Raw genomic sequence first — 14242 nt, 5'->3', positions numbered from 1 at the left:
TCGATCGTCGTGCCACCCGCGCCCTCGGGGGGAGGGAAGGAAACCCAGACCGATGTCGGCACCCGTACCCGTACCCGTACCGCAACAGCGCACAGGTTCGACCGTGGAGACGCAGCCCGCCGCCGAGACCATCGGTGACCCCGGTACTTCCGGGACCACCGGCACTTCCGGGTCCTCCGGAAACTCCGGGTCCTCCGGGAACTCCGGGAACTCCGGGGGCGGCGATCTCACGCTGCTGGTGATCGACGACGACCCGGCGGGCACGTTCACCGCTCCGGAGCTGCCGGAAGGGGCCGGCACCCGCGTCCGTATCCGTACGGCCCGCAATCTCACCGAGGCCGAGCGGCTGCTCACGGACGACATCGACTGCATCCTGGTGGACCTCGCACTCCCCGGCTCCGGCGACAGCGACGATCTGGCCCCGCTCAAGCACGTACTGCGCCTGGCGCCCCGCCATGCCGTGCTCGCGCTGGCGGCGGAGGGCGATGTCGAGCGCGCGGCGGGGGCCGTACGGGTCGGCGCCCAGGACTATCTCTTCCGCGGCGAACTGGACGGGCGGCTGCTGAGCCGTGCCATCCGGTACGCCGTCGAGCGCAAGCGGGCGGACATCGCCCAGCGCCAGCTCACCGAGTCCCGGCTGCGCGCGCAGGAGAACGCCCGGCTGGAGCGAGGTCTGCTGCCCACTCCCCTGCTCCAGGGTTCGGATCTGACCTTCGCCGCCCACTACCGGCCCGGCAGATCGCGGGCCCTGCTGGGCGGGGACTTCTACGACACGGTCCGTACGCCGGACGGCACGGTCCATGTGATGATCGGCGACGTCTGCGGCCATGGGCCCGACGAGGCGGCGCTCGGCGTGGAGCTGCGGATCGCCTGGCGCGCGCTGACGCTGGCGGGTCTCTGCGGCGACCGGCTGCTCTCCACGCTCCAGCAGGTGCTGGAGCACGAGCGGGAGAGCGAGGAGATCTTCGCGACGCTCTGCACGGTCGACATCACGCCGGACGGGCGGCGGGCCGGGCTCTGTCTGGCCGGTCATCCCTCGCCGCTGATCACCCGGAACGGGCGGGCGACGCAGTTGCTCCCGTACGAGGAGGGCGGCCCGGCGCTGGGGCTGCTGCCGCGGGCGCGCTGGCCACGGCGTCAGGTCGAGCTGGGCGCGTCGTGGGGTCTGATGCTGTACACGGACGGCCTGATCGAGGGCCGGGCGGCGCCCGGCGCCACGCGGCGTCTCGGCCAGGAGGGCATGGTCGAGATGATCAACGCGCAGCTCGCGGGCGGACTGACCGGCGACGACCTGCTGCAATCGGCGGTCGCTCAGGCGCGGGAGCTGAACGGCGGGGAACTGACCGACGATGTGGCGGTGCTGCTACTGGGCCGCGAAGGCACGTGACGCCGGGGTTCGTCCGTCCCAGGCGTTCGTCCGTCCCAGGCGTTCGTCCGGTCCCAGGGGTACGTCGGGTCCAGGAGGTACGTCCGATCCCGGAGGCCTGTCCGATCCCGGGGGTCTGCCCGATCCCGGGGGTCTGTCCGGTCCGTCCCCGCGGCTTCAGCGCCCGCCGTTGTACGGGCCGTAGGGGCCGTCGCTGCTGGAACCGCCGCCACGGCGTCCGCCGCCGCCGGAGATCTGGTGGATGGCGGGCCGTACGTCGACCATGAAGACGATGGTGGCGACAAGCCCGGCGATCTGGAGGAACAGCATCGGCACGACGAGGTTCACGGCGACCGTGATCCCCAGAATGATGAGCCAGAACTTCTTGGTCTGCTTGTCAGCGGCCCGATAGGCGTCCTCACGGGCCGTCGCGGAGAGGAACAGCGCGACGACGGCGAGGGCGAGCATCGCCAGATTGAGCAGCCAGAGGAATGTGCCGAAACCCGAGAGCAGCATGCTGACACCGCCTGCCTGGTAGATGGATGACCCGGTGGGACAACCCGGTGAGTGGGTGAAACACCTCGCGGCCCGTACGCCAAGGTACCCGGACAACGGGCCGGACACCCGTGAGGTGCCCGGCCCGTTACGCTTCGCCTACGCTTCGCCGCCGACGCCGCTGCCGGCCCGCCCCCGATCGAGCTGCCACCCGGCTCACTCGACAAACGGGCCCACTTGCCGGACAGGCGTACTTGGCGGACAGGCATACTTGGCGGGCTTACTTGGCGGACGGCGGAGTGCCCTTCTTGGCCGGCGTCGTCTTGCGAGGGGCCGTCTTCTTGGCATTGGCCGTGACCGGCTTGGCGGCGGTGGTCCGGGCTGCGGCCGGCTTGGGCGCGGCCTTCGGCTCGCTCTTCGGCGCAGGCCTGGGCACGGCCTTCGACTGCGTCCTGGGCTGGTGCGTCCTGGGCTCGCTCTTCGGCTCGGGCTCGACGGCGACGGCGATCTCGGTGATCTGCTCGGCGCCCTCGCCGCGCCAGGTCCGTACGGTCTGCTCGCCGCGCTCGGCGACCTTCTCGTACGTCTCCCGCGCCCTGACGGCGTACTCGGCGGCCATGCCCAGGCTCCGCAGCGCCAGGTCCTGCGCGTTCTCGCCCAGCTTCTTCAGATCGGTGTCCAGCGACCCGAACACCTCGGTGACCTTGGCCTGCACGGTCGCCTGGGCCTCCTTGGCCTGAATGGTGACCTTGTCCTGCACGGCCTTGGGGTCGGAGTTACGTACGGCCTCCAGCCGCCCCGGAGCCTCGGCCCGGAACTGCTCGATCAGGCCCGGCACCTTCTTGGCCTGCTCCACGGCGATGTCGGCGGTGCCGGCCGCGAAGTAGAGGGGCGTCGGGTCGGTGAGGGTCTTGCGCAGGTCATCCACGATGGCCATGACTGGTGTCCTCCCGGATCAGTTCAGTGTGAGGGTTTTGCGGGTGGAGTGGCAGCACTGCCGCCGGCCGCGGGACCGTCGGCGACGGTGTCCTCGAAGCCCCCGGCAGCGGCGGCATCCGCACCGGCCGTCCGCTCCGCGGTCCCGGTACCGTCCGTGCTCTCCGTACCTTCCGTGCTCTCCGCACTCTCCGTGTCGAGCGCGTTCTCCTTGCGGAACGACTCGTAGATCTGGAGCAGCACCTGCTTCTGCCGCTCGTTTATCGAGGGGTCGGCGAGGATGACGGCACGCGTCTCCAACTCGTCCCGCCCCCGCTCGTCCAACATCCCGGCCTGCACATACAGCGTCTCAGCGGAGATCCGCAGCGCCTTCGCGAGCTGCTGCAGAATGTCCGCGCTCGGCTTGCGCAGCCCGCGCTCGATCTGGCTCAGATACGGATTGGACACGCCGGCGGCATCGGCGAGCTGCCGCAACGACAACTGCGCACTGCGCCGTTGCTCACGCAGATACTCACCGAGATTGCCGACGTTGAGTGATGCCATGCCCCCATACTGCGCCCCCCTGCTAACTATTGCAAGCGCATGCTTGCAATAGTGTTCCCCGCAACAGAGCGCAACCATCCGGTCGGGCAAGATCATCGACTCCGTCCTCAGCGGCCACCTGCTCGCCCGGCGGCTGAACGACGCCACCGCCCACCTTGGCCTGTCCGGCGATATCGTGCCCACGCGCCGCAGTCGGTCGGCCTGACCTCTCGCGTTTTCGCCCCTACCGGGCCGGCGGTCCGACGGGCTGCGGGTCCCGTTCGCGGCAAGAGCGCCCGAGCCGGCCGAAGCCGACTCGGGCGTCCAATCAACACACGTGTGCAGACGCCTACTTGACGGCCCGGTAGGCCCGGTGGATCGTCTGCTTCAGGGTGTTGCCGGCCGCGTCCGTGAGCGTCACGCGCAGAGAGACCGTGCCCGCCTTCGCCGGGTGGCGCAGGTCGAGGCGCTTGCCGTCGACCGCCTTCGCCGGGTGCCAGGTCCGGCCGTCGTCGTACGAGACGGAGAAGGCCAACTTGCGGGCGGTGCGCGCGGTGGCCGCGCCCTCGACCGTGAACGGGACAGAGAAACGCCTACCCGCCTTGGCCGTGCTCTCCGTGGACAGCCGGGGCGTGAAGCGGACCACCGACAGCGGCAGCCGCTGCCCGGCACCGGTGACGTGCGCGGAGGTGAAGGTCCACTCGGCGGTGACCCGGGTGGAGACCGACGAGAGGGAGGTGGGGCGGGAGACGTCCGTCGTCAGGCGGTACGTGCGCTTGGCGGCGGGGAGTTCGTACGAGATGCCGGCCAGGTCCGTGTTCGCGGCGAAGATCTTCGTGCCACCCGCGTGGAGGGTGCTCCTGGCCTTGCTGTAACGGGAGTCGCCCACGTGCCCGGCGCCGTCGGAGAAGAGCGGAAGGTACGCCGTGAGGGTGTCACCGACGCGGACCGCGCCCGGACGGTCCTCGTTGCCGGTCAGCGGGCCCGTGAGATGCGGGCCGAAGACGCCGGTGTTGAAGCGCTCGGTGTACTGCTTGCCCGCTCTGTACGCCCGGGGGTTCGCGGTCCACTGGCCGGCGTCGTGCACGGTGTCGCCGTCCGCGTCCGTGCCGCTCGTCTGCCACACGGAGTACTGCCACCGCACGCCCGGCAGAACGTAGTCGGTGAGGGTGGCGGGCAGGGAGAACTCGGTCGGGTTGAAGTCGGCCCAGAATCCGCCCCCCGGCGTGAGGGGCGCGGCGACGAGCGACCCCTTCTTGTCCTTGGCGGGCTCACCGACGGGGATGGTGACCTTGGCGAACTGCGAGCGCTTCAGCTTCGCGGTGAAGCCGGCCAGATCGCCGGTACGGTTCATCGCCGGCCGGTAGCTCGTACTCCCGTGCGTCCAGGTGCCGTTGTACTGCGCGAACGCCTCGCGGGCGGGCAGCCGGGCGCCGAACTGCCCGACGCGCAGCTTGCCGAAGCTGCCCATCTCGTACGTGCTGACGCTCCGGTTCCGGTCGATGTCGAACCCGTAGTTGAAGGTGGCGTCGGTGTGCTTGGCCCTGGCGTCCGGCACGGTGATCCGGACCGGTTGGGCCTTGCGGGCGTCCATGACGAGGGTGGTGTCACGGGTCAGCGAGAACTTGGGGTTGAGGAGGAGGGCCAGGTCCCCGGCGTCCGGGGTCGCGCCCGTGTCGATACGGCCTTCCAGGCTGTAACGGCCCCTGGGGAGCCGCACGGTGAACTCGCCGTCCGTGTCGTCCGTGTAGTCGTTCCAGATCTCGTTGTCCAGCCCCTGCACCCCGGTCTGGGACCGCCCGGCGGGCTTCCCCTTGAGGTCGAGATGCCTGACGGTCAGGTCGTACGACTCGGCTTCGCGCTGTACGCCGACACCGGTCCGTACGGTGATGCCGGCGCCGTCCGTCGCGGTGACCGAGCCGCCGAAGCCGCCGTCGGCCGTGCCCGCGCCGCTGTCGGCGGTGACCTGGGCGGTCGCGGTGGCGCCCGCCGGGACGGTGAGCCGCTTCGGCGAGACCTCGAACATGCCCTCGGCGGCGGGCTTTCCGTCCTCGCCGTACACCTCGGTGGTGAGGTCGAGGGTGCGGGGGCGGTCGCCGTCGTTGCGGTAGGTGACGGTCTTGGTGACCGGCTTGTCGTCGGTGTGCGGCCACTGCTGGGCGGGGAAGCCGAGGGTGGTGGGGGTGGTGGTGAGCTGCTGGTCGAGGGCGCGGACGATGTCCGTACGGCCCGTGCCCTGCGCGAACGCCGAGACACCGGCGGTCGGCTCGGCCGACGCGGTGAGCGCGGCCTTGAGGCGCTCACCGGTCCAGTCGGGGTGACGCTGGGCGAGGATCGCGGCGGCGCCCGTGACATGCGGGGTCGCCATCGACGTACCGCTCATCGACACGTAGCCGTCGGCGGCCGGGTCACCCTCCGTGCCCTCGGCGGCCTTCGCGGCGACGATGTCGACGCCGGGGGCGGTGAGGTCGGGCTTGAGGGAACCGTCCGCTGCCGGGCCGCGGCTGGAGAACTCGGCCATCGCGTCGGCACGGTCCACCGCGCCCACGGTGAGCGCGGCGGCGGCGCTGCCCGGCGATCCGACGGTTCCGGCGCTCGGGCCCTCGTTGCCGGCGGCGATCACGAAGAGGGCGCCCGAGGAGGCGGACAGCTCGTTCACCGCCTGCTCGACGGGGTCGTCACCGGGGCTGTCGGGGCCGCCCAGGCTGAGGTTGACCACCTCGGCACCCTGCGCGACGGCCCACTGCGCGCCGGCGATGACCCCGGACTCCTCGCCGTAGCCGCCGTCGTCGAGCACCTTGCCGCTGATCAGCCGGGCGCCCGGCGCGACCCCCTTGTACTTGCCCCCGGAGTGCGCGCCGGACCCCGCGACCGTGGACGCCACATGCGTGCCGTGACCCACCCGGTCGACCGTGTCCGCCGCCCCGGAGAAGTTCTTCGCCGCGTCGATACGGCCCTTCAGATCCGGGTGCGTGCCGTCAACTCCGGTGTCCAGCACGGCGACCTTGACGCCCGTGCCGTCGTAACCCGCCGCCCAGGCTTCGGGGGCGCCGATCCGCGCGGTGCTCCGGTCGAGGGCCGCCTCGACCTTCCCATCGAGCCAGATCTTCTCGACCCGGTCGGCGGCGGCCGACCTCTCCCGCGCCGTCCCCCCGCTGCCGGTGAGCGTCTCCCACAGGTCGGCGCCCTCGGACTTACGGGCCTTCAGCGCGTCCCCGTTGACGCTGGGCAGGTCCCGGCCGACCCGGGCTCCGGCGGCGGACAGCGCGCTCGGCGCGAGGGTGCGGCCCTTGGCGTACGTCACGATCAGCGGGAGGTCGGGGCGGGCCGCGTCGTCGTAACCCCACTTGACCAGCTGCGTCACGTCGAACAGCCGCCGGTCGGCGGTGCCGTTCGCGAGGAGCCGCTCGGCGTCGCGCGGGACGACGTAGGTGCGGTCGGCGCTCCGCGCTATTCGGAAGGCGGTGCCTTCCCGGCCCTTGCCGGGCCGCACACCGGTGACCTGTCCGGTGGCGTCCAGCGTGACCCGGTCACCGGTGACGAGGGTGACTGTCCTGGCCTTGCCGAGGGCGCGGGCCGTACCTGCCGTACCGCTGTCGAACTGTGCGGCCCCGGCTTCCGGGGCACCGAGCAGGGCCGAGGTGAGGGCGGCGACGACGAGCACGGCGGGAGCGGAAGCCGCACTCGCCCGCCTCTTACGGTGATTCAAGGCATGCCTCTCTCTGTGGACCTTCGGGCATGGCGGAGCAGCCCGGCGGACGGGACGAAGAAACAGAGGGGGAAAGAGGCGCCCCTTCGCAAAGGGGCGCGGGGCGTACGGACTCAGACGAGCCGCTTACGACCCCAGAAGAAGAGGAACGCCACGACACCGGCGGTCAGGGCGAACAGAATCGACGCCCCGAACCACTGCATGGCGTTCATCTGCGACAGCGGGAGGTACTGCACCGACCAGCCCACGACATCGTCCTTGTCCAGGCACACCTGCCGTGCCGCGTCGGTCTGCGACCCCGAACAGGTGCCCCAGCCCAGCAGATCCCCGCTGCCGGTGACATACGACTGGTCGATTTCGTAGGCGCCGCGGGGGAGCGACGGGAACGTGTTCTCGCCTGTGACGCCCTTGTCCGTCGTGACCGTGACGACGTTGCCGAGCGACAGCAGGAAGTAGCCCCAGACGAGCTGGAGGACGACGGTGAAACCGAAGGTGACCACCATGGCCGTCAGCGTGCGCCGCAGCACCACACCGATCGCCACCCCGCCGAAGACGGAGAAGAGGGTGAGGGCGACAGGGACCGGGCCGGTCGTGTTGAACGCTTCGCCCGAGGTCCAGTCCATGGCCGTGGCCTCGGACTTGACGGGGTTCCACCACCAGCCGAACAGCGCCGACAACACGCCCGTGCTCACCACGACCACCAGTCCGGCCAGCACCAGCTTCGTGGCGAGCCAGCGGGTCCGGCTCATGGACTGGGCGGCGACCAGCTTGGCGGTGCCGTTCTCCAGGTCGCCCGCGACGAGCGGGGCGCCGAGGAAGACTCCGAGCAGGATGGGTATCGCCTGGAGACCAATGGAGACGAAGGAGAACGCGTCGGTGTACCGCGCGAACTCGCCGCCCGCCTCGTCGAGGCTCTTGCCGGGATAGCCGTAGCCGTCGAGGAAGTCGACCAGCTGGCCGCGCTGGTAGACGATCCAGGCCGCGGAGAGCGCGGTGGCGGCGAGGATCGTCCAGAACGCGGCCCGGTGCTGGCGCCAGACCAGCCAGGTCATACCGCTGAGTCGGGGGCGCCGGTTGGCCTCCGTGGTGGTCGCGTTCAAGGTCCCGTCGGTGGTCCCGTTCATGGTCCCGTTCATGGTCCCGTTCTTGCCGTCGCTCGTGGAGCCGGTCGAGGCGCTGGTCGAGGCGCTGGTCGAGGTGCCGGTCGAGGTGCCGGTCGAGCTGCGGGTGAAGGTGCTCATGCCGCCACCGCCCCGGTGCCGAACCCCTGGCCGTGGACCTGGGCGGTGGGGGTGATCAGCGGTGGTGCGTCGGTTGAGCGGAGATAGGCGAGCAGGAGTTCCTCCATGTTCGGGGCGTTCATGTTCCAGGGGCCGGTGACCGGGCCCTCGGGGCGGATGAGCGCGGTGAACTGCCGTCCGCTGGTCCGGGACTCGACGAGGGTGTGGTGCCCGAGGGCGGGAGGCATGCCGTCGCCCTCCTTGGCGCCCGTGACCAGGGTGTGCACGGACATCAGCTCGTCCACGTCACCGGCGAGGCGCACTCCGCCGCCGGAAACGACGACGAGGTAGTCGCACACGTTCTCCAGTTCGGCGAGGACATGGGTGGACATCAGCACGGTGGTTCCGCGCTCGGCGGCCTCGGCGAGGAGGGTGCCCATGATCTCGTGGCGCACGAGCGGGTCGAGGTCCGACATCGGCTCGTCGAGCATCAGCAGGTCGGGGCGCTTTCCGAAGGCGAGGGCGATGGCGACGCGGGTGCGCTGGCCTCCGGAGAGGGTGCTGATCTTCGCGTCGAAGGGCACGTCGCCCGCGCGGATGATGTCCTCGGCGGCGCGCTGGTCCCAGCCGGGGTTCAGCTCCCGGCCCAGACGCAGGGTCTCCGCCACGGTGAAGCGGCGGAACAGGGGCTTCTCCTGGGCGAGGAACGCTGTGCGCCGACCGGACTCCACCGAGCCCGGAGCCTCACCGAACAGGCTGATCGAGCCGTTCGTCGGCTGCAGGACATGGGCCGCGATGCTCAGCAGCGTGGTCTTGCCCGCCCCGTTGGGTCCCACCAGGCCGCAGATCCGTCCCGCCGGGAGCCGGAAGGAGCAGTCCCGCAACGCCCAGCCCCGCCGGTAGCGCATCCCCAGCCCGTACGCCTCGATCGCCGGTTCCCCCGCGTACATACCTTCACTCACCTGTGCTCCTGGTTGTCGTGGCCCCCGTGGACCCCGTTGTCGTGGACCCCGTTGCCGCCCCGTTCCCGGCGGCGTACTGCTTCTCCATCGCCGACGCGACCAGCGCGGCCACGTCCTCCCGCTCCAGACCGGCCCCGGCCGCCTTCGACATCCACGCCACCAGCTCCGCGTACAGCGGCGAGTCGGTGCCCGTCTCGGGGCGGCCCAGCGTGCGGCGTACGAAGGTGCCCTGGCCCGGTCGCGGTTCGACCAGGCCCTCGCGCTCCAGCTCGCGGTACGCCTTGAGGGTGGTGTTCGGATTGACCGTGCTGGTCTCGGCGACCTCCTTGGCGGTGGGCAGCCGGTCACCCGGCACGAGTACGCCCAGCCGGAGGGCCTGCTTGGTCTGCTGCACGATCTGCTGGAAGGCGGGGACCCCGCTCCGCCTGTCGATGCGGTACTCCACGATCACCACCACCATTCCACTACTTGATTAGTGGAATGATGATGGAGGGGTGCGAGGGCGGTTGTCAACGCCGACCGGGGACGAGGAGAAGCGGGTGGGAGGACACCGGCTGTCACCGCCGGCCGGACCGGTCAGGATTCGAGAAGCGCGGACCCGTGAGCCGCGGTTAGCGTCACTGCCATGGACGTCGTCATGCGCACGAGCTTCCATCGCTGATACGGACACATCCCGACCGGACACATCCCGACCGGGCCCACGACTTCAGGAGTGATCATGAGCGGCTCTTCCACCCAGGGCATCAAGACCGTGCTGCATCCCGTCTCCGACCTGGCGGCGGCCAAGAAGGTGTACGCCGCCCTGCTCGGCGTGGCGCCGCAGGCCGACGCGCCCTACTACGTGGGCTTCGAGGCCGCGGGCCAGCACATCGGGCTGGTGCCGGGCGGTGGACCGCAGGGCATGACCTCGCCGGTGACCTACTGGCACGTGGCCGACATCGAGGCGAAGCTGGCCGAGGTGACCGCCGCCGGTGCCGAGGTGAAGGAGCCCGCGCACGACGTCGGCGGCGGTCGGCTGGTGGCCACCTTCACCGACCCCGACGGCAACGTTCTCGGGCTGCTTCAGGACCGATGAGCACCGGCCTACGCGCCCGCCCCCGCGCCGGCCTCCGCCCCGGTCCCCCGCCCCGGCCCCCGCGCCCGGCGCCGTCGCGACACCGCGGTGCGCCGTATCCGGTGCCGCTATCCTTCGACGATCGAAGGCGAAATCGAGGTCCTTGAGACCCGGCGCGCTGCGCCGCGGGGGCGAGGTGACCGCTTCGTCGCGCGCACCGGGTTCGACCCGCGCGCAGGCCGCGCCGTACTGCTCGGAGCCGGCCGGACCGAGCCAGGCGACGCCGACGGAGACCGCCGAGGCGGACCGCCGAGGCGGCCCCGCCCAACAGATGGAGACACGATGAGCACCGCCACGAGGACGGACACGCAGTCGCCCGCGCTGCACGTTGCCGACAGCCACGATCTGATCCGCGTGCACGGCGCGCGTGTGAACAATCTCAAGGACGTCAGTATCGAGATACCGAAGCGCCGGCTGACGGTGTTCACGGGTATCTCCGGCTCGGGCAAGAGCTCGCTGGTGTTCGGCACGATCGCCGCCGAGTCGCAGCGGCTGATCAACGAGACCTACAGCGCCTTCGTACAGGGCTTCATGCCGACGCTGGCGCGGCCCGAGGTCGACGTACTCGACGGGCTGACGACCGCGATCATCGTCGACCAGCAGCGGATGGGTGCCGACCCGCGCTCCACGGTCGGCACCGCCACCGACGCCAACGCGATGCTGCGCATCCTCTTCAGCCGGCTCGGGCAGCCGCACATCGGCTCGCCCAACGCGTTCTCCTTCAACGTCGCCTCGGTCCGGGCGAGCGGTGCGATCACGGTCGAACGCGGCGCGGGCAAGACCGTGAAACAGACCTTCACCCGCACCGGCGGCATGTGTCCGCGCTGCGAAGGCCGGGGCATGGTCTCCGACATCGACCTCAGCCAGCTCTACGACGAGTCCAAGTCGCTCGCCGAGGGCGCGATCACCGTTCCCGGCTACAAGGTGGACGGCCACTGGACGTTGCGGATCTTCACCGAGTCGGGCTTCCTCGACCCGGACAAGCCGATCCGCGAGTACACCGAGACCGAGCGGCACGACCTCCTCCACCGCGAGGCGACCAAGGTGAAGGTCAACGGCATCAACCTCACCTACGAGGGGCTGATCCCGAAGGTCCAGAAGTCCTTCCTGTCCAAGGACCGGGAGGCGATGCAGCCGCACATCCGGGCGTTCGTGGACCGGGCGGTCACCTTCACCGCCTGCCCCGAGTGCGGCGGCAGCCGGCTCAGCGAGGCGGCCCGTTCGTCCCGGATCGGCGGCAGCGGTGGCGTCGTCGTCGGCAGCGGCGTCGGGGGCGGCGTCGGCAGCGGCGTCGGAGGCAGCGGCAGCGTCGGCAGCGGCGGTGGGATCAATATCGCCGACGCGTGCGCGATGCAGATCAGCGATCTGGCCGAATGGGTCCGCGGTCTCGACGAGCCGTCGGTGGCGCCGCTGCTCGCGACCCTGCGCCAGACTCTCGACTCGTTCGTGGAGATCGGGCTGGGCTATCTCTCGCTCGACCGGGCGTCGGGCACGCTGTCGGGCGGCGAGGCGCAGCGCGTCAAGATGATCCGCCACCTCGGCTCCTCGCTCACCGACACCACCTATGTCTTCGACGAGCCCACCACGGGCCTGCACCCCCATGACATCCAGCGCATGAACGGCCTGCTGCTGCGGCTGCGGGACAAGGGCAACACGGTGCTCGTCGTGGAGCACAAGCCGGAGACGATCGCGATCGCCGACCATGTCGTCGACCTCGGCCCCGGCGCCGGTGCGGCGGGCGGCACCGTCTGCTTCGAGGGCACCGTCGAGGGGCTGCGGGCCGGCGGCACCATCACCGGCCGCCATTTCGACGACCGGGCCTCCCTCAAGGAGACGGTGCGGACGCCCACCGGGGCGCTGGAGATCCGCGGGGCGACGGCGCACAACCTGCGCGACGTCGACGTCGACATCCCGCTCGGGGTGCTCGCCGTCGTCACCGGCGTCGCCGGCTCCGGCAAGAGCTCGCTCGTGCACGGGTCGCTGCCTCAGCAGCCGGGGGCCGCCGACGCGGGTGTGGTGTCGATCGACCAGGGTGCGATCCGCGGCTCACGACGGAGCAACCCGGCGACGTACACCGGACTGCTCGACCCGATCCGCAAGGCGTTCGCGAAGGCCAACGGCGTGAAGCCGGCGCTCTTCAGCTCCAACTCCGAGGGCGCCTGCCCCAACTGCAACGGCGCCGGCGTCATCTACACCGACCTGGCGATGATGGCCGGTGTCGCCGTCACCTGCGAGGAGTGCGAGGGGAAGCGGTTCCAGGCATCGGTACTGGAATACCGTCTCGGCGGCCGCGACATCAGCCAGGTGCTCGCGATGTCGGTGACCGAGGCCGAGGAGTTCTTCGGCGCGGGCGAGGCGGGTACGCCGGCCGCGCACCGCGTACTCACCCGGCTCGCCGACGTCGGGCTCGGCTATCTCAGCCTCGGCCAGCCGCTCACCACGCTGTCCGGCGGCGAGCGGCAGCGGCTCAAGCTGGCCACCCACATGGGCGAGAAGGGCGGTGTCTACATCCTCGACGAGCCGACCACCGGCCTCCATCTCGCCGATGTCGAGCAGCTGCTCGGCCTGCTCGACCGGCTCGTCGACTCCGGCAAGTCGGTCATCGTCGTCGAACACCACCAGGCGGTCATGGCGCACGCCGACTGGATCATCGACCTCGGTCCCGGCGCCGGCCACGACGGCGGCCGGATCGTCTTCGAGGGCACACCCGCCGACCTCGTCGCCGCCCGCTCCACCCTCACAGGCGAGCACCTCGCGGCGTACGTCGGGGCCTGACCGCGGACGTGACCGAAGACCTGACCGAAGACCTGACCGCGAACCTGGCTTCGGACGGTACCGAGGACGTGGCCTCGGACCTGGCCGCGAACCCGGCTTCGGACGGTACCGAGGACGTGACCGAAGACCCGACCGCGGACATGATCCCGGGCCTGATCCCAGACCTCACCTCGGGCCTGGCCCCGGACGTCATCCCGGATCCGGACGAGGTCCTCGGACCTGACCGCGGTCAGGTCCGAGGACCTCACGGACATCACCGGCCCCGGGTGCTGTGCGACACTCACCCGGTGAGACGGCAGGACCTCGACGACCTCGTCCGGCTGCGGCGGGCCCGCGACCGGATGGACCGCGACTACGCCGAGCCGCTCGACGTCCCGATGCTGGCGCGTGACGCCCTGATGTCGGCGGGCCATTTCTCCCGCAGCTTCCGCGCCGCTTTCGGAGAGACGCCGTACAGCTATCTGATGACCCGCCGTATCGAGCGGGCCAAGGCGCTGCTGCGGCGCGGTGACCTCACGGTGACCGAGGTCTGCTTCGCGGTCGGCTGTACGTCGCTGGGGTCGTTCAGCTCGCGCTTCACCCAGCTGGTCGGCGAGAGCCCGAGCGCGTACCGGGCCCGGAGCCATGACCATGGCGCCGCCATCCCGGCGTGCATGGCCAAGATCCACACACGTCCGCTCAGGAACGGTTGAGCGCGCCCCGCCCCTCGCCTCTAGCCTGAACCGCATGGACATCCGCCTTTCCCAGTGCTTCATCGCCGTGGACGACCACGACCGGGCGATCGCCTTCTACCGCGATGTGCTCGGCCTTGAGGTACGCGACGACGTCGGGTTCGAGGGAATGCGCTGGGTGACCGTCGGGGCGCCCTCGCAGCCGGACGTGAACATCGTGCTGGAACCGCCCCTCGCCGACCCGAACGCCTCACCGGCGGATAAACAGGCCATGGCGGAGCTGATGGCCAAGGGCCTGCTGCGTGGAGTCATCTTCACGACGGACGACTGCGACGCCACCTTCGAGCGCGTCAGCGCCGCGGGAGGAGAGGTGCTGCAAGAGCCGGTGGACCAGCCCTACGGCGTCCGCGACTGCGCGTTCCGCGACCCCTCCGGCAATCTGCTGCGCTTCACCCAGCCCCTCGCGAAGTAA

General features: G+C 70.7%; 12 protein-coding genes. 5 read left to right on the top strand and 7 right to left on the bottom strand.

Annotated features, from left to right (window positions below):
• Positions 1-52: 52 nt before the first annotated feature.
• Positions 53-1387 (top strand): PP2C family protein-serine/threonine phosphatase, encoded by a 1335-nt coding sequence (locus OG214_RS21780; RefSeq protein WP_405985681.1) that lies wholly within the window; start codon positions 53-55, stop codon positions 1385-1387.
• A 156-nt stretch (positions 1388-1543) separates the two neighbouring features.
• On the opposite strand, the gene OG214_RS21775 is transcribed toward OG214_RS21780, so the two are convergent.
• The 7 genes from OG214_RS21775 to OG214_RS21745 form a co-directional block, all read right to left on the bottom strand.
• Complete coding sequence (locus tag OG214_RS21775; RefSeq protein ID WP_363080935.1) at positions 1544-1882, bottom strand: DUF2516 family protein; 339 nt, start codon at positions 1880-1882, stop codon at positions 1544-1546.
• A gap of 259 nt (positions 1883-2141) precedes the next feature.
• Positions 2142-2798, bottom strand: a complete 657-nt coding sequence (locus OG214_RS21770; protein WP_363080936.1) for a hypothetical protein — start codon at positions 2796-2798, stop codon at positions 2142-2144.
• 23 nt (positions 2799-2821) lie between these two features.
• The gene (locus tag OG214_RS21765) at positions 2822-3340 is read right to left on the bottom strand and encodes a helix-turn-helix transcriptional regulator (protein WP_363080937.1); all 519 of its coding nucleotides are present in this window, start codon (positions 3338-3340) and stop codon (positions 2822-2824) included.
• Between the two features lie 328 nt (positions 3341-3668).
• The gene (locus tag OG214_RS21760) at positions 3669-6983 is read right to left on the bottom strand and encodes a S8 family peptidase (RefSeq protein WP_405985680.1); all 3315 of its coding nucleotides are present in this window, start codon (positions 6981-6983) and stop codon (positions 3669-3671) included.
• Between the two features lie 158 nt (positions 6984-7141).
• Positions 7142-8269, bottom strand: a complete 1128-nt coding sequence (locus OG214_RS21755; RefSeq protein WP_405985679.1) for an ABC transporter permease subunit — start codon at positions 8267-8269, stop codon at positions 7142-7144.
• Positions 8266-9198 (bottom strand): ABC transporter ATP-binding protein, encoded by a 933-nt coding sequence (locus OG214_RS21750; protein ID WP_363080948.1) that lies wholly within the window; start codon positions 9196-9198, stop codon positions 8266-8268. Before OG214_RS21750 ends, OG214_RS21755 begins: the two co-directional genes overlap by 4 nt.
• Positions 9199-9202: 4 nt before the next feature.
• The gene (locus OG214_RS21745; protein WP_363080942.1) at positions 9203-9670 is read right to left on the bottom strand and encodes a GntR family transcriptional regulator; all 468 of its coding nucleotides are present in this window, start codon (positions 9668-9670) and stop codon (positions 9203-9205) included.
• A 258-nt stretch (positions 9671-9928) separates the two neighbouring features.
• Here OG214_RS21745 and OG214_RS21740 point away from each other — a divergent pair, with 258 nt between their 5' ends.
• The 4 genes from OG214_RS21740 to OG214_RS21725 all read left to right on the top strand — a co-directional run bounded on the left by OG214_RS21740 (position 9929) and on the right by OG214_RS21725 (position 14242).
• On the top strand, positions 9929-10285 hold the full coding sequence (locus OG214_RS21740) for a VOC family protein (RefSeq protein ID WP_365902014.1): 357 nt from the start codon (positions 9929-9931) through the stop codon (positions 10283-10285).
• Between the two features lie 321 nt (positions 10286-10606).
• Complete coding sequence (locus OG214_RS21735; RefSeq protein ID WP_405985678.1) at positions 10607-13099, top strand: ATP-binding cassette domain-containing protein; 2493 nt, start codon at positions 10607-10609, stop codon at positions 13097-13099.
• 341 nt (positions 13100-13440) lie between these two features.
• Entirely contained in the window at positions 13441-13791 is a 351-nt protein-coding gene (locus OG214_RS21730; protein WP_382855112.1) for a helix-turn-helix transcriptional regulator, read from the top strand.
• A 34-nt stretch (positions 13792-13825) separates the two neighbouring features.
• Positions 13826-14242 carry a VOC family protein gene (locus OG214_RS21725; RefSeq protein WP_405985677.1) on the top strand — a complete coding sequence of 139 codons (417 nt, stop codon included), beginning with the start codon at positions 13826-13828 and terminating at the stop codon, positions 14240-14242.

The sequence above is a fragment of the Streptomyces sp. NBC_00872 genome (genome assembly GCF_045161915.1).
In the GTDB taxonomy this organism is placed as follows: domain Bacteria; phylum Actinomycetota; class Actinomycetes; order Streptomycetales; family Streptomycetaceae; genus Streptomyces.
The sequence above is the reverse complement of the archived record's forward strand: the minus strand, read 5'-3'. Positions and strand labels throughout refer to the sequence as shown.